The sequence below is a fragment of the Aquipuribacter sp. SD81 genome, from assembly GCF_037153975.1.
GTDB lineage: Bacteria > Actinomycetota > Actinomycetes > Actinomycetales > JBBAYJ01 > Aquipuribacter.
On sequence record NZ_JBBAYJ010000030.1, the window covers coordinates 1 to 15,864 of the forward strand.

Consider the following 15,864-nt stretch of genomic DNA (forward strand, 5'->3'; position numbering starts at 1 on the left):
GCCGAGGGCGGGGGGGAGGGCCGGCAGCCGGTGGGCGAGCGGGTGGAGGCCGTCGGCGACGCGGCGGGCGCCGGCGGCCAGCTCCTGCGTCCCGTCGGCGGCCGCGGCGGCGCCGTCGGCGGCGTCCCGCAGCCCACCCGGCAGCGGCTGCACGCGGGTGGCGAGCTCGGCCGCACCGTCGGACAGGTCGGCGGCCCCGGCCGCGAGCGGCGCGGTGCCCTCCTCGGCGAGCCGGTCGTAGCCGGCGGCGACGCCCGTGGCGAGGGTGGCGAGGTCGGCGAGGTCGGAGCAGTCGGCGGCCGGGTCGAGGCCGCACTGCTCGAGCGCACCGGCCAGGCCGGCGTCGAGCCGCCCGAGGTTCGCGTTGAGCTCGCGCAGGCCCGCGTCCACCTCGGTCGCGCCGTCGGCGACCTGGGCGGCGCCGTCGGCGAGCGCCCCGGTCCCGCCGGGCAGGCCGGCCGCGCCGGTGGCCGCCTCGTCGACGCCGTCCGCCAGCTGCCCGAGGCGCCCGGCGAGCTCCTCGGTGCCGTCGGCCACCTGGTCGGCACCGTCCGCGAGGGCGCGCGTGTCCCGCGGCAGCGTGGCCGCACCGGCCGCGAGCCGCTGCGTCCCGTCGGCGAGCTGCCGGGCGCCGTCGGCGCTCGCACCCGCGCCGTCGGCGAGCCGACCCGTCCCGCCCGCGAGCTCCTGCGAGCCGTCCGCGAGCTGCTGCGTGCCGTCGGCGAGCTGCCGGGCGCCGTCGGCGCTCGCACCCGCGCCGTCGGCGAGCCGACCCGTCCCGCCCGCGAGCTCCTGCGAGCCGTCCGCGAGCTGCTGCGTGCCGTCGGCGAGCTGCCGGGCGCCGTCGGCGCTCGCACCCGCGCCGTCGGCGAGCCGACCCGTCCCGCCGGCGAGCTCCTCGGTGCCGTCGGCGAGCTGCTCGACGCCGTCGGCGAGCTGCCGGGCCCCGTCGTCGGTCTGCGAGAGGCCGTCGGCGAGCTGTTCCGTCCCGTCGCCGAGCTGCCCCGCGCCGTCGGCGGCCTCCGTCAGCGCGCCGCCGAGGGTGTCGAGGCCGAGGTAGACGTTCTCCACGACCGTGCTCGACAGCTCCTCGGCGAGCGCGGCGGCGACGACGTCGCCCACGAGCCCGGCGAGCGCGCTGTCGGCGACCGGGCCCTCCTCGGCGGTCTGCAGGTCGATGACGGCCCGGCGGGCCTCGTCGGGGTCGTCCGAGCCGACGCTGGTGGCCGCGGCCGAGAAGTCCTCGGGGATCGTGGCCACGGCGGCCCAGCGCCCGCTCGCGAGGCCGGCCTCGGCGCCGTCGGTGTCGGTGAGCACCCACGTGAGGTTCGTGCCGGTCGCGGCGAGGTCGAGCGGCTCGCCGTCGACCCCGACCCCGGCGGTGAGGGCGGCCACGACCTGCCGGCCGAGCGGCGTGTACTGCCCGTCGACCGTCACGGGCTCGTCGAGGTTGACCACGGCCGCCTCGATCCGGTCCAGCCGGCCGACCGGGTCGTACAGGCCCCACGTGAGGCCGCCGGCGACGACGGCCGGCACCAGGGCGAGGCCGAGGAGGCGCAGCAGGCGGGTGCGTCGGCGGGGACGCGCGACGTGCGCGCCGGCCGGGGTGTCGGGGTGGCTCATGCGGGGTCTCCAGCGGGCAGCGCGGCCACGGGGGCGGCGGCGTGGCGGGGGTCGGCGGGGGTGTCGGGGCGGTCGAGCGAGACCGTCGTGGTGGGCGCGTGCACCGGCAGCCGCAGCGCGGCGGCGGCCTCCCGGCCGGCCGTCACGACGACGGCCGTGCCGCCGGCGGCGGCCACGCCGAGGCGGTCGAGGACGAGCTGGCGCTCGCGCGGGTCGGCGAGGCGCTCGAGGTTCTCCACCACGACGACCACCGGGGGCCGGCGCGAGGCGAGGGCGGCGTCGACGGCGCCGAGCAGCGCGTGGCCGTCGCGGTGCTCGACCGCCCGGAGCAGCGCCGTGCGGCGGCGGGCGGCGGCCGACTGCTGCGGCAGGACCGCGCCGGCGACCTTGACGTCCCCGCCGTCGGGGCGGGTGCGGCCGGTGAGGGCCATGGCGAGCGCGGTGCGGGCGACCCGCTCGCCGCCCTCGACGAGCAGCAGCCCGCCCGGGTCGACGGCCAGGTCCACGGGGCCGAGCAGCACGCGCTCGCCGTCGCGGACCTCGAGGCCGCGGGCGTGCACGCCGGGGCCCGCGTCGGGCCCCGGCCAGTCCGCGAGGCGGAGCTGGTGCGCGATGCCCTCGCCCTCGACGTCGAAGGACGGCAGCGCCCGGTCCAGCCAGCGGGGCAGGTACCACGCGCGCTCGCCGAGCAGCGTCATGACGGCCGGCACGAGGGACATGCGCACGACGAAGGCGTCGACGAAGACCCCGACCGCGAGACCGAGCGCGATGGGCTGCAGGGTCGCGTCGCCCTCGGGCACGAAGGCCGCGAAGACGGCGAACATGATGACGGCGGCCGCGGCGACGACCTTCGCGGCCGAGGCGAATCCGGTCCGGACCGCGGTCCGGGCGTCCTCGCCGTGGACGTGGTGCTCGCGCATCCGCGAGACGAGGAACACCTCGTAGTCCATCGCGAGGCCGAAGAGGATGCCGAGCAGCAGGATCGGCATGAAGCTGATGACGGGACCGGTCGACACGGTGTGCAGCGGGCCCTCGAGCCAGCCCCACTGGTACACCGCGACCACGGCGCCGAGGGCGGCCCCGATCGACAGCAGGTAGCCGAGGGCGGCCTTGACCGGCACCCACACCGAGCGGAAGACCATCGCGAGCAGCACGAGCGACAGCCCGACCACGAGCAGCACGAAGGGCAGCAGCGCGCGCAGCAGCAGGTCGGAGATGTCGATGGCGACGGCGGTCGCGCCCGTCACGGCGATCTCGACGCCGTGCTCCGCCTCGATCTGCGGGCGCAGGTCGCGGATGTCCTGCACGAGCCGGCGCGTGGCGTCCGAGCTCGGTCCCCCCTCCGGCACGACCTGCACGACCATCGTGTCGGCGCCCGCGTTGGGCGTGGCGACGGGCACGGCCTCGACGCCGTCGAGCGCCTCGAGGTCGTCGGCGACGGCCTCGACGAGGCCGAGGGGGTCCGTGCTCGCGACGATGTCCCCGGTCACGACGAGCGGGCCGGAGAAGCCGGGGCCGAACTCGTCGGCGAGCAGGTCGTACGTCTCCCGGGCGGGGGTCCCCTGCGCGGCGCTGCCGGCGTCGGGCAGCGCGAGGCGGAGGTCGAGCGCCGGCACCGCGGCCACGAGCAGGCCGGCGGTGAGGAGGACGACGGTGACGAGCGGGCGCGCGGTGACGACCCGGACCCACCGCTGCCACACGGTGGTGCGGGGCCGCCGCGCCGCCCCGCCGCGGCGCGCACGGGGCGCCCGCGGCACGAGCCGGCGCCCCAGCATGCCCATGACCGCGGGGAGCAGCGTGAGGGCGACGACCACCGCGACGCCGACGGTGAGCGCCGCCGCGACGCCCATCACGGTGAGGAAGGGGATGCGCGCGACCGCGAGCCCGGCCAGCGCGATCATGACGGTGAGGCCGGCGAAGACGACGGCCGAGCCGGCGGTGGCGACGGCCCTGCCGGCGGACTCCTCCGGGTCCATGCCCTCGGCGAGCTGGTCGCGGTGGCGCGCGAGGACGAACAGCGCGTAGTCGATGCCGACCGCGATGCCGATCATGACGGCGAGCATCGGCGCGGTCGCCGACAGGTCGACGACGGCGGTGGCCGCGAAGACCGCGGCCATGGACACCCCGACGCCGACGAGCGCCGTGAGGATCGGCATGCCGGCGGCGAGCAGGCTGCCGAGGGTGAGCGTGAGCACGAGCAGGGCGACGGCGACCCCGACGAGCTCGGTGGCCCCCAGCGCCGGCGTGCCCGCGCCGAACGCGTCGCCGCCGACGGTCCACGTGACGGCGCCGTCGCTGCCGCGCTCGCCGACCGCGAGCAGCTCGTCCTGCAGCTCGGTGGTGACCTGGTCGCCGCCCACCTCCAGCTGGGCGCTCAGCAGCAGCGTGTCGCCGTCGGCGGACACCTGGGCGTCCTCGCCCAGCCCGCCGGTCCCGTCCAGTGGGGTGGCGACCGCGGCGACGCCGCCGAGGTCCTCGAGGTCGGCCACGACCCCCGCGACCGCGTCGAGCACGGCCGGGTCGCTCACGTCACCGCCCGCGGCCCGCGCGACGTACTGCACGGACGCGCCCGACACCTGCGGGAACGTGGCGTCGAGCCGGTCCAGCGCGCGCTGGGACTCCGTGCCGGGGATCGAGAACGAGGTCGTCGTCCCCTGCGACAGCGTGAGCGCGGCCGTGCCGACCAGCCCGACGACGAGCGCCCACACGAGCAGGACGAGGCGCCAGCGGCGGTGGGCGAGGCGCCCGAAGGAGTACAGGTGCGACGACATGAGCGGTCCTCGTGCGGTGTCGGGGCGTACGGGGCGGCGGGACGGAAGGGTCGGGGGGGTCTCAGGCGGGCGCGGGGCCCGCCCCGAGGACCGCGACGGCGGCCTCGACGGCGAGCTCCTGGACCTGGGCGGGCGGCAGGTCGCCGAGCGGCGCCTGCGGCTCGAGGGTGAGCAGCGCCGTGTTGGCGACCAGCTGCAGGGCCATCACGGCCCGCAGCCGGTCGTGCGGCTCGGCGAGGTCCTCGGTGAGCGCGGCGAGCAGGTCGTGGGCGAGGGCGTCGAGGCGGTCGGCGTGCGGCAGGTCCGCGCCCTCCTGCAGCGCCTCGATCATGAGCAGGACGACTCCGGGCCGGGCGAAGGCCGCGGCCGCCGCGGAGGCGAGGAAGCCGCGCCGGCGGGCCGGGCCCTGCCCCTCGAGCCGGCCGCGGAGGGCGCGGACCTCGGTCGTCACGTGCTCGACGGCCGCGTCGTACAGCGCCTGCTTGGACGGGAACCGCCGCAGCAGGCCCGTCTTGGAGTAGCCGACGGCGTCCGCGACCTGCTGCACGGAGGTGCCCGCGAAGCCGTGCCGGGCGAAGACCTCCGCCGCCGTGTCGAGGATGGCGGCGTCGATCTGCTCCGGGGACGGGCGGACGGGGGCGCGACGGGAGACGACCGGCGAGGTCGTGTGCATGACCATGGTGGTCCGATGGTGGACCGTTCTGGTCCGCCCGGTCAAACGCGTCACCCGGTCGCCCGCTCCGGCCCGCCGTCACGCGTGCCGACCCGTAGGAGGTGGACCGTGTTCTCGGCGTCCTGCTCGGCGCCGTCGCCCTCGGCGTCCTCGGGTACCCCTTCCTGCCCGTGGACGGCCGGGCCTCCGACGTCGCCTACCCCGCCCTGGCCGTCGGCTCCCTCCTCGTCGGCTGGACCGGGCTGGCGCTGCGGCGCCCGGTCCGGGTGCTGCCGTGGACCCTGCTGCTCGCGGGGTACTCCGCCTGGGTCGCGGGCGACCTGCTGTTCGTCCTGGAGACGGAGGTGTGGCGGCTCGGCTACTGGCCGGCCTGGTCCGACGTGCTCTACCTGTCCGGCTACGGCCTGCTCGCGCTCGGCGCCCTGCAGCTCGTGCGCTCGCGCCGGCAGCGCCGCGACGGCACCGCCCTGCTCGACGCCGCGATCGTCACCATCGGCGTCGCCGTGCCCACGGTCGCCTTCGTCGTCGTGCCGGCGGCCACCGACACGACCGCGAGCCTGCTCGGCAAGCTCGTGTCGTCCGCCTACCCCGCCGGGGACCTGTTCCTGCTCGCGATGCTCGCGCGGCTCGCCACCACACCGGGCGCCCGCACGCTGTCCTTCCGGCTGCTGGTCGCCTCCCTCGGGGTGACGCTCGTGACCGACGCGGCGTGGAACGTCGCCGCGGTGTCGACGGGCTACACCGACGTCAACCGCTGGATGGACCTCGGCTGGCTGGCCGGCTACGTGCTCATCGCCGGCGCCGCGCTGAGCCGGGACATGCGCGTGCTCACCGAGCGGCCGCCGGACCGCGAGCAGGCGCCCGGCCGGGTACGCCTGGCGATGCTCGCGGCCGCGCTCAGCCTGCCGGGGGCCACCCTCGTGGCCGACGGGGTGCAGGACGGCGACGTCGCGTGGGCGACGATCGGCGTCGGCGCCATCGTGCTGTCGCTGCTCGTGCTCGTCCGCATGGCCGGGCTGCTGGACCAGGTGCGGGTGCAGGCGGTCCAGCTGGCCGCGGTCGCGCGGCTCGACCCGCTCACGGGCACGCCGAACCGGCGCACGTGGGACCTCGAGCTGTCCCGGGCGGTGCACGACGCCGACGCGTCCGGCGAGCCGCTGTGCGTGGCGATGCTCGACGTCGACCACTTCAAGCGCTGGAACGACACCCACGGGCACCAGCGGGGCGACGAGCTCCTGCGCGAGGCCGCGACCGCGTGGACGGCGGGCCTCGGCGAGGGCCGGCTGCTCGCCCGCTACGGCGGGGAGGAGTTCGCGGTCCTGCTGCCGGGGTCGGACCTTGTGGCCGCGCGGCACGCCGTCGACCGGCTGCGCGCGCTCACCCCGCACGGGCAGACCTTCTCCGCCGGCGTCGCCCGCTGGCAGCCGGGCACCGAGCCCGGCGCCGCCGTCGCCGCCGCCGACCAGGCGCTGTACCAGGCCAAGCGGCGGGGACGCGACCGCGTCGCGGTGCACGGCGAGAGCTCCGCCCGCCTGCTGCCCACCTGGGTCGACCACGTGGCGGTGGCCGTGCAGCCGGTCGTCGACCTGGCGACGGGGGCGGTCGTGGCGCACGAGGCGCTCGCGCGCTTCCCCCACTCCGGCGACGTGACGGGCGTGTTCGAGGCCGCGTGGGCCGAGGGCTTCGGCGACCTGCTCGAGCTCGAGACCGTCGGTCGCGCCCTCACCCTGCCCGGGCGACCGCCCGGCACGGCGCTGCACGTCAACGTGTCCGGCGCGGCGCTGGCGAGCGAGCGCTTCTGGTCCGGGCTGCCCGCGCGCCTCGACGACGTCGTCGTCGAGCTGGGCGAGGACCACCGGGTGCCGGACTGGGCCGTGCACGCCGACGCGGTCCGGGCGCTGCGCGAGCGGGGCGCACGCGTGGCCGTCGACGACCTCGGTGCGGGCGCGGGCGACCTCGCGCGCGTCCTCGCGATCCGGCCCGACCTCATCACGCTGGACCGCGGCGTCGTCACCGGCTGCGGCACCGACCCGGCCCGGGAGGGCCTCGTCCGCGCCCTGCTGCAGCTCGCGCGCTCCGACGGCGCGCGCGTGTGCGCCGAGGGGGTGGAGACCGAGGCCGACCTCGACGTGCTCCGGGCGCTCGGGGTCGACCTCGTCCAGGGGTTCCTGCTCGGCCGGCCGCGCCCGGCCTGGTGCGCCGACGCCGACCTGCCGCACGTCGCGCGGCCGGGCTCCCTCAGCCCGTCATGAAGCGTTTTGCATGACTCTGCATAGTCATGCAAGACTCGCGTCGTGTCCAAGGTCCTCATGCAGCTGCCCGTCGGCGAGCGGGTCGGCATCGCGTTCTCCGGTGGTCTCGACACGTCCGTCGCCGTGGCGTGGATGCGGGAGAAGGGCGCGGTGCCGTGCACGTACACCGCCGACCTCGGCCAGGCCGACGAGCCGGACATCGCCTCGGTCCCGACCCGCGCGCACGACTACGGCGCCGAGGTCGCGCGCCTGGTCGACTGCCGCGAGGCCCTCGTCGAGGAGGGTCTCGCCGCGCTGACCTGCGGTGCCTTCCACATCCGCTCCGGCGGCCGGCCGTACTTCAACACCACGCCGCTCGGCCGGGCCGTGACCGGGACGCTCCTGGTCCGGGCGATGCTCGCCGACGACGTGCAGGTCTGGGGTGACGGCAGCACGTACAAGGGCAACGACATCGAGCGGTTCTACCGCTACGGCCTGCTCGCGAACCCGTCGCTGCGCATCTACAAGCCGTGGCTCGACCCGGCCTTCGTCCACGAGCTCGGCGGGCGCACCGAGATGTCGCAGTGGCTGCAGGCCCGCGACCTGCCGTACCGGGCGAGCACCGAGAAGGCGTACTCGACCGACGCCAACATCTGGGGCGCCACCCACGAGGCGAAGGCGCTCGAGCACCTCGACAACGGCATCGAGCTCGTCGAGCCGATCATGGGCGTGCGGTTCTGGGACCCCGCGGTCGACGTCGACCCGGAGGACGTGACCGTCACCTTCGAGCAGGGCCGTCCCGTCGCCATCGACGGGCAGCACTTCGACTCCCCCGTCGACCTCGTGCTCGCGGCCAACGCGGTCGGCGGCCGGCACGGGCTCGGCATGTCCGACCAGATCGAGAACCGCATCATCGAAGCGAAGAGCCGGGGCATCTACGAGGCGCCCGGCATGGCGCTCCTGCACGCGGCCTACGAGCGGCTCGTCAACGCCGTCCACAACGAGGACACCCTCGCCACGTACCACTCCGAGGGCCGCCGGCTCGGCCGGCTGCTGTACGAGGGCCGCTGGCTGGACCCGCAGGCGCTCATGCTCCGCGAGTCGCTGCAGCGCTGGGTCGGCACGGCCGTCACCGGCTCGGTGACGCTGCGGCTGCGCCGCGGCGAGGACTACTCGGTGCTCGACACCCAGGGACCGGCCTTCAGCTACCACCCCGACAAGCTGTCGATGGAGCGGACCGTCGACTCGGCGTTCGGCCCGGTCGACCGGATCGGGCAGCTGACGATGCGCAACCTCGACATCGCCGACTCCCGCGCCCGCCTCGAGCAGTACGCCTCCCTCGGCATGGTCGGCGACGGCCACGCCGCCCTCATCGGCGCCTCGGCGGGCCCCGGCTCGCTCATCGGCGACCTGGAGTCCGGCGGCGCCGAGGCCATCGCCTCGCGCGGCCGGGTGAGCGAGGGCGACGCCCTGCTCGACCGGGCGGCGATGGAGGCCGGCACCGACTGACGCGCGCCCCCTCGGCGCCCGCGGCGCACCGCCTGGACCTCAGCGCGCCGCCTCCGGGGCCGCGAGCGGGAGCCGCACGACGAAGGCCGCGCCGTGCCCGCGCCGCGGGCACTCCACGGTCCCGCCGTGCGCCCCGACGACGGCCGCGACGATCGACAGGCCGAGGCCGGTGCTGCCGGACTCGCGGGACCGGGAGCTGTCCGCGCGCGTGAAGCGCTCGAAGACCGTCGCCCGCAGCTCCTCGGGCACCCCGGGGCCGTCGTCGGCCACGACGAGGACCGCCTCGCCCGCCTCGCGTGCGAGCGACGACCTGACGGTGGTCCCGGGCGGGGTGTGGACGCGGGCGTTGCCGAGCAGGTTGGCGACGACCTGCTGCAGCCGGGCCTCGTCGCCGGTCACCACGACCGGCTCGTCGCCGGCAGCGTCGAGGTCGAGGAGCCAGCGGTGCGCGGGCGAGGCGGCGTGGGCGTCGGAGACCGCGCTCACGACGAGCGGGACGAGGTCGACGGGCTCGCGCGCGAGCGGGCGGCCGGAGTCGAGCCGGGCGAGCAGCAGCAGGTCGTCGACGAGCACCCCCATCCGGCGCGCCTCGGACTCGACCCGGGCCATCGCCGCGGCGACGTCGTCGGCGACGGGCTCGGGACGGCGGCGGACCAGCTCGGCGTAGCCGCGGATGGACGCCAGCGGCGTCCGGAGCTCGTGGCTGGCGTCGGCCACGAGCCGGCGCATCCGCGTCTCGCTGCGGTGCCGCTCCCCCAGCGCCGCCTCCACGTGGTCGAGCAGCCGGTTGAGGGCGGAGGCGACCTCGCCCACCTCGTCGTCGGTCGCCGCGACGTGCCCGGGCACCCGGTCGGGCACGGCGACCTCGCCGTTGGCGAGGTCCAGCGCTCGCACGCGCGTGGCGGTGCGGGTCACCTCCCGCAGCGGCCGCAGCGCCCGGTGCAGGACGGCGCCGCCGAGGACGACCACGACGAGGACCCCGACCGCGGTCGCCGTCACGCTGATGAGCAGCAGGCTGGACGAGGTGCCCCTGACCGCGGCCAGCGGCAGACCGGTGACGAGCGTGCTGCCGTCCGGGGTCGTCGTCGCCACCACGCGGTAGCGACCGAGCCCCCGCAGCAGCACGGTGCGGGGCGGCGCGCCCGGCTCGACGGCGGCCACCACCTTCCCGGCCGGCTCGGGCAGCCCGCGGGCGCGGCCGCGGCCGTCCAGGACGGCCGCCGCGGTGACCTCGCCGTCGTCGACCTCGGCCCCGAGCGTCCCCTCCGCCTGCCCGGGGACCAGGAGGAAGCCCGGGCCACCGGGCCCGGGGCCCGGTCTCCCCTGCTCGTCGGCGTCGTCGGCGCCCGGGCCGGACCGCGGCGGTCCGAGCTCGCGGGCGGTGCTCGCCCGCTGCACGGCGGCGGCGAGCTGGTCGTCGAGGCGGCCGACGAGGAAGGCCTGCAGGAGGGCGACGCTCACGGCCCCGACGGTCAGGGACACGACGGCGGTGACGGCCACGAGGGTGAGCAGGAGCCGACGCCGCAGGGTGAGCCGGCGCGGGCGCACCGCCCCGCCCGTGGGCGCGGTCACCTCACCCGGCCGCAGCGGGCTTGAGCACGTACCCGGCGCCGCGCAGCGTGTGGATCATCGGCGCCCGGCCGGCGTCGACCTTCTTGCGCAGGTACGACACGTACAGCTCGACGACGTTCGCCTGGCCGCCGAAGTCGTAGTGCCACACGCGGTCGAGGATCTGCGCCTTGCTCAGCACCCGGCGCGGGTTGCGCATGAGGAAGCGCAGCAGCTCGAACTCCGTCGCGGTGAGCGTCAGCTCGTCGCCTGCGCGCGTCACCTCGTGCGAGTCCTCGTCGAGCACGAGGTCGCCGACCACGAGCCGCGCGTCGGCCTTCGCCGACGCGGCCCCGCTGCGCCGGACGAGGCCCCGCAGGCGGGCCACCACCTCCTCGAGGCTGAAGGGCTTGGTGACGTAGTCGTCGCCGCCGGCCGTCAGCCCCACGACGCGGTCCTCGACTGCGTCCTTGGCCGTGAGGAACAGGACGGGCACGTCGTCACCGCTGCCCCGCAGCCGCCGCAGCACCTCCAGCCCGTCGATGTCCGGCAGCATGACGTCGAGCACGACGGCGTCGGGGCGGAACTCCCTGGCCGTGCGGACGGCGGGGACGCCCGCGTCCGCGGTCCGCACCTCCCAGCCCTCGTAGCGCAGGGCCATGGCGAGCAGCTCGGTCAGCGACCGCTCGTCGTCGACCACGAGGACCCGGACGGGCGAGCCGTCCGGCCGCTGCAGCGGGGCGGGCGCGGCTGCCCGGGCGGGGGACGTCATGCGCCCAGCATGCTCGTCCCCGCTGTGCGACGGGGGTCGGTTGCCTGTGAGCCGGCTGTGCGACACGCACGTCGACAGGAACGCAGACGGACGCCGCGTCCGTCGACACGAACGCAGACGGACGCCCCGCCCCTCGACACGGACGCGGACGGACGGGGCCCCGGCGTGGCGGGCGCGCCGCCACGCCGGGGAAGCCGGTCAGACGTCGAGCGTGCTCGTCGTGCTGCCGTCGGTGCTGCCGTCGGTGCTGCCGTCGGTGCTGCCGTCGGTGCTGGCCTCGGGCATGTCGCCCAAGCCGCCGAACCGGCCCGGGCCGCGGTCGGGCAGCTCGGCGTCGAGGAGCTCGTCGACGCGCGTGCTGATCTCCTCGGCGAGGGCGTCGGCGCGCTCCTGCGTGAGGTCGCCCTCGTCGACCTCCTCCGCGAGCCGCTCCTCGGCGTGGGCGACGAGCGCGTCGACGAGCTCCTGCCGCTCGACGCCCTGCTCGGCCGCGACGCCGGCGAGCGTGGCGCCGTCCGCCTGCAGGGCCGTCCACAGCTCGGGCACGGTGAGGCCGAGCGTGTCGGCGGCAGTGTCGAGGGCGAGCAGCCGGCCACCCGGCCCGAGCCCGCCGGGTCCGCCGAACCCGCCGGGTCCGCCGTGACCGCCCGGGCCGTGCCCGCCCGGCCCGGGTCCGTGCAGGGCGTCGGCGTCCGCGAGCGTCTCGGCGACCGCGTCGGCCTGCTCGGCGTCGATGGTGCCGTCGTCGACGAGGCCGCTCAGCGCGTCCGCGATGGCCTCCACGCGCTCGGCGACGCGGTCGGCGACCGAGCCGGTGGCGCCCTCCTCGTCGGTGGCCGTCGTGGCGGCCGCGGCCCCCACCCCGAGCAGGGCGGCGGCCACCGCGCCGGTGACCCCGACGACGGCGATGGTGGTGGTGCGACGGGACATGACGACCTCCTGGTCTGCGAGGCGGGACCGTCCCGCTCGTGACCCGAGGTTCGACGCGGTGCCTGTCAGGACCCTGTGGTGGGCACAGGGCCCCGCTGTGACCCGTTCGCCGCCCGGCGGCTAGGCCGCGGCGCGCTCGGCGAGCTCGCGCGACAGCAGGTCGACGAGGGCCTCCAGCTGGACGTCCACGGCCCCGGTCACCTCGTCGTCGGACCCGTCGAGGGCCCGGGCCGCGAGACCGGCCTTGCTGTCGATGAGCTCGGCGACCCGCGTGTCGACGGTCTGCGAGGCGATGACGCGCCACGCGGTGACCGGCCGGTCCTGCCCGATGCGGTGGACGCGGTCGATCGCCTGCGTCTGCTCGGCCGCGGTCCACGACAGCTCGGCGAGGACCACGTCGGAGGCGACCTGCAGGTTGAGGCCGACCCCGGCCGCGGTCAGCGAGCAGACCGCCACGGCGACCTCGGGGTCCTGCACGAACGCGTCGACGTTCTCCTGGCGCGCGGTCCGCGTCTGGTCCCCGCGCACCGAGGCGTAGCGGATGCCGCGCCGCGCGAAGGTCTCCTCCGCGGCGTCCATGACGTCGACGTGCTTCGCGAAGAACACGACCTTGCCGACGTTGTGCGACAGCTGCGCGGCGTAGTCCGCGGCCAGCCCCGACTTGGCCCGGCCGATCCGGCGCATGAGGGCGAAGACGTTCTCCCCCGCCGCCTCCTCGCCGCCCTCGCGCTCCCACTCGGCGACCTGCCGCACGAGCGCGGTGTCGGCGGGCAGCCGCGCGACGTCCGCGCCCTCGCCGAGGCGCGCGAGCAGCGCGGCGTCGTAGCGGCGCACGAGCCGGCGCGCGAGCCGCCGCTCCGCGGCGCGGATGTCGCGGCTCGCCTCGTCGTCCAGCTCCACGGGCAGGTCGGCGACGCGGCGGGCGGGGATGTCGGCCGCGACGTCGACCTTGCGCCGACGCACGATGCCGAGGTCGACGACCGCCTGCCGCGCGGCCGGGTAGAAGGCCCGGTCGGCCGGTGTCAGGCCGGTCTCCTCCAGCGCCCGCATGAGCGGGCCGAGGGGACGCTCCTCGTCGATCCAGCCGAGCAGCTCCCAGATGGCCTGGAAGTCCTCGATGTCGTTGATGAGGGGCGTGCCCGTCAGCGCCATCACGAGGGGGCGCATGATGCGGGCGCGCACGCGGTCGGCGAGGTGCAGCACGTTGCGCGAGCGCTGCGAGCCCTTGTTCTTGATGAAGTGCGCCTCGTCGACCACGATGCCGCGCAGCCCGAGGTCGGCGAGCCAGTCGACGTGCCGGTCGAGGATGTCGTAGTTGACGACGACGACGTCGGCGAAGCCGTCGACGTCCTCCCCGTCACCGTGGACGACGGTGACCTGCCGCTGCGGCGTCCACAGCCGTGCCTCCCGGGCCCAGCTCGTCTTGACGACGTTGGGGACCACCGCGAGCAGCGGGTACGCGTCGGCAGCCTGCGCCGCGAGCAGCGCCTGGGCGGTCTTGCCGAGGCCCGGCTCGTCGGCGAGCAGGAACTCGCGGTGCCCGGCGCGCGCCGCGGCGACGACGCGGGCCTGGTGCGGCATGAGCTCCAGGGAGTCCGGCAGCGCGACGGGCGCCGGCTCCGGCAGCTCCATGCACGAGGACCCGCCGCCCTCCTCGAAGGCCCGGAACAGCGGCTCGAGCAGCTCCCAGCTGCTGAGGCGCCCGAGCACCGGACGCCGGCGCTCCGCGGCCTCGTGGTCCGGCAGCAGGAAGGGGTTGGCGAGCTGGCGCGCGACGACCGACGGCGGGACCGTGCGACGCTCCTGGGGCTCCTCGGCGCCGTCGGCACCCGGCCGCTCCGGGCGGCGGTCGGTGCGCCGGTCGCCCCGCCGGTCGCCGGGCAGGGGCGTCGCCTGCAGCCCGGCCGCCTCGTACATCTCGCGGCGCTGGATGCGGGCGTCCTCGCTCACCTCGGCGTCGTCGCCGAGCAGCTGGATGACGGAGGTGTCGAGCGCCGCGGTCTTCGCCAGGATCGTCGCGACCCCGTCGAGGCGCTTCAGCTGCTCGGTCCGCCAGGCCTCGCCGAGCTCGGTGTCGGCCTTGACCCTCGCCCGCTCCTCGCGGACGAGCAGCGCGACGACCTGGAACGTCGTCCGCGCCGAGGGGCGTAGCCGCCCGCGCCGCGCGGCGCCCTCGACCTCGCGGACCGCCTTGGCCAGCTGGGGGATGATCCCCTCCTGGTCGCGGTCCCGGCGGCGCTCGCGCACGGCCGTCCCGCCGCGCGCGCCGCCGCGCTGGGGCTGCTGGGCTCGTCCGGCCAACTCGTCAACTCCTCCGGTGCACCGCACCGCCGCCCGCCGCGGCGGGCAGCCCGGGGACGGCCGTTGCCGTCCCCTCCGACTGCGGCGCACGGACCGGGTCATCGCCTGGGCAGGCGGTCCCGGCCGGTGCGCCTCGGCCAGTGTAGGCGCCCGCGGGGTGCGCCGTAGGCGACGTCGGCTACGTGGCGAGCCCGTTGCGCAGTCGGCGCGTGCGGCCCCGGCCGGCGGGGACCGGAGGGCCCAGCTCCAGCACGCGGACCGGGTCGGCCACGAGCCGCGCCGCGAGGTCGCGCACCTTGACGTTGTGGTCGCGGCTGTGCCGCACGAGGCGACGGAAGGCCTGCTCGGCGTCGCACACGTCGTGCCCCATGACGATCCCCTTGGCCTGGTCGATGACCGGCCGGGACCGAAGCGCCTCGCGCAGCTGCTCGCCGGTCTCCTCCAGCTCGGTCCGCTCGTGCAGCACGCCGAGCAGGGCACCCAGGGCACCTGCGAGCACCTGGGCCGTGCACACGGACTCCGCGCCGACCGCCGCGCCGGCCTGCCCGTACACGTTCAGGACCCCGACGACACGCTCGTGCACGAGGACCGGGGTCGCCACGACACCTACCAGTCCGACACCGGGGGCCCTGGCGGCGAGGACAGGCCAACGACCGTCGCGGCGGACGTCGCCGGACAGCACCGGTGCGCCGTGACGGTAGGCCTCCACGCACGGCCCCTCGAGGCGGAGGACCTCGAGGCCGTCGACACGCTGGCTGAACTCGCTGTCGCCCAGCTGCAGCCGGGGGGCAGCGGGGTCGCCGAGCGTGAGGCCGCTGCCCGCGGCGCCCGGCACGACCGGCGTCACGAACGACACGGCCGATCGCAGGACGGCGCGCGTCCGTCCGGTCGGGTACGCCTGCGACAGGGCGGCCGTGTGCGCGACCGCCTCGGCGACGGCGAGCGCGCGCTCCGGGTGGGCGGTCGCAGCGTCGTGGGTCAGGAGGAACCAGCGGGTCCGCTGCTCGCCCGCCCCCCGCTCGGGCAGGCCGACGAGGGTCGCCCGGTGCTCCTCGCCGTCGCGGCTGCGGAGCCGCACCTCCTGGCGCCGGGTGTCGGCGTCCCGACGCCGCGGGGAGCGGACGAGGCGATCCTGGTCGGCCGGCGACACGAAGGCGCCCATCGGGGCGCCGAGCAGCCGGTGCAGCGGCACGGCGAGCAGCGCCGAGGAGCGGGCGTTCGCCTCCACGACCCGGCCGCCGGCGTCCGTCACGACCGCGGGGAGGGGCAGGCCCGCCGTCAGCCTCTCGACCCACGACCGGGGCCCCGCCCGGTCCGAGGACAGCTCCGCGGCCGTGCGGCCCCGCCCCGCCGGCTCGTCGACCGCGGCGCGCAGCTCCTCGTAGACGACGTCCCCGTCCGCGGGGTCGACGAGCAGCGTGAGCGTCTCCTGACCAGCGGTCGTGAGCCGGATCAGCTGCTGTTCGCGGCGCTCCTCGCGGCCCGACATGCGGCGCCCTCCCGTCG

General features: G+C 76.9%; 9 protein-coding genes and 1 pseudogene. 2 read left to right on the forward strand and 8 right to left on the reverse strand.

The window, feature by feature from the left end:
* The 3 genes and pseudogenes from WAA21_RS15700 to WAA21_RS15710 form a co-directional block, all read right to left on the reverse strand.
* Positions 1 to 1,623 (reverse strand): annotated as a pseudogene (locus WAA21_RS15700) (YhgE/Pip domain-containing protein); the annotation flags it as partial.
* A complete protein-coding gene (locus tag WAA21_RS15705) occupies positions 1,620 to 4,394 on the reverse strand; it encodes an MMPL family transporter (protein ID WP_336923776.1) in 2,775 nt (924 codons plus the stop codon). The gene WAA21_RS15705 and the pseudogene WAA21_RS15700, both read right to left, overlap by 4 nt.
* Before the next feature lie 61 nt (positions 4,395 to 4,455).
* On the reverse strand, positions 4,456 to 5,073 hold the full coding sequence (locus tag WAA21_RS15710) for a TetR/AcrR family transcriptional regulator (protein WP_336923777.1): 618 nt from the start codon (positions 5,071 to 5,073) through the stop codon (positions 4,456 to 4,458).
* Between the two features lie 95 nt (positions 5,074 to 5,168).
* Here WAA21_RS15710 and WAA21_RS15715 point away from each other — a divergent pair, with 95 nt between their 5' ends.
* On the forward strand, positions 5,169 to 7,319 hold the full coding sequence (locus WAA21_RS15715) for a bifunctional diguanylate cyclase/phosphodiesterase (RefSeq protein WP_336923778.1): 2,151 nt from the start codon (positions 5,169 to 5,171) through the stop codon (positions 7,317 to 7,319).
* 42 nt (positions 7,320 to 7,361) lie between these two features.
* Positions 7,362 to 8,807 (forward strand): argininosuccinate synthase, encoded by a 1,446-nt coding sequence (gene argG / locus WAA21_RS15720; protein ID WP_336923779.1) that lies wholly within the window; start codon positions 7,362 to 7,364, stop codon positions 8,805 to 8,807.
* 39 nt (positions 8,808 to 8,846) lie between these two features.
* On the opposite strand, the gene WAA21_RS15725 is transcribed toward argG, so the two are convergent.
* The 5 genes from WAA21_RS15725 to WAA21_RS15745 form a co-directional block, all read right to left on the reverse strand.
* Complete coding sequence (locus WAA21_RS15725) at positions 8,847 to 10,379, reverse strand: sensor histidine kinase (protein WP_336923780.1); 1,533 nt, start codon at positions 10,377 to 10,379, stop codon at positions 8,847 to 8,849.
* Between the two features lies 1 nt (position 10,380).
* Positions 10,381 to 11,127, reverse strand: a complete 747-nt coding sequence (locus WAA21_RS15730; protein ID WP_336923781.1) for a response regulator transcription factor — start codon at positions 11,125 to 11,127, stop codon at positions 10,381 to 10,383.
* A gap of 198 nt (positions 11,128 to 11,325) precedes the next feature.
* Positions 11,326 to 12,057 (reverse strand): hypothetical protein, encoded by a 732-nt coding sequence (locus WAA21_RS15735; RefSeq protein WP_336923782.1) that lies wholly within the window; start codon positions 12,055 to 12,057, stop codon positions 11,326 to 11,328.
* A 120-nt stretch (positions 12,058 to 12,177) separates the two neighbouring features.
* The gene (locus WAA21_RS15740; RefSeq protein WP_336923783.1) at positions 12,178 to 14,358 is read right to left on the reverse strand and encodes a DEAD/DEAH box helicase; all 2,181 of its coding nucleotides are present in this window, start codon (positions 14,356 to 14,358) and stop codon (positions 12,178 to 12,180) included.
* Positions 14,359 to 14,536: 178 nt separating this feature from the next.
* Positions 14,537 to 15,847, reverse strand: coding sequence for an ANTAR domain-containing protein (locus tag WAA21_RS15745; RefSeq protein WP_336923784.1), 1,311 nt, complete (start codon positions 15,845 to 15,847; stop codon positions 14,537 to 14,539).
* Positions 15,848 to 15,864 lie beyond the last annotated feature (17 nt).

Bases quoted from the DNA above. Each gene is read 5' to 3' on its own strand.
- WAA21_RS15730 (WP_336923781.1), bottom strand. From the start codon at position 11,127: ATGACGTCCCCCGCCCGGGCAGCCGCGCCCGCCCCGCTGCAGCGGCCG.
- WAA21_RS15735 (WP_336923782.1), bottom strand. From the start codon at position 12,057: ATGTCCCGTCGCACCACCACCATCGCCGTCGTCGGGGTCACCGGCGCG.
- WAA21_RS15705 (WP_336923776.1), bottom strand. From the start codon at position 4,394: ATGTCGTCGCACCTGTACTCCTTCGGGCGCCTCGCCCACCGCCGCTGG.
- WAA21_RS15745 (WP_336923784.1), bottom strand. From the start codon at position 15,847: ATGTCGGGCCGCGAGGAGCGCCGCGAACAGCAGCTGATCCGGCTCACG.
- WAA21_RS15710 (WP_336923777.1), bottom strand. From the start codon at position 5,073: ATGGTCATGCACACGACCTCGCCGGTCGTCTCCCGTCGCGCCCCCGTC.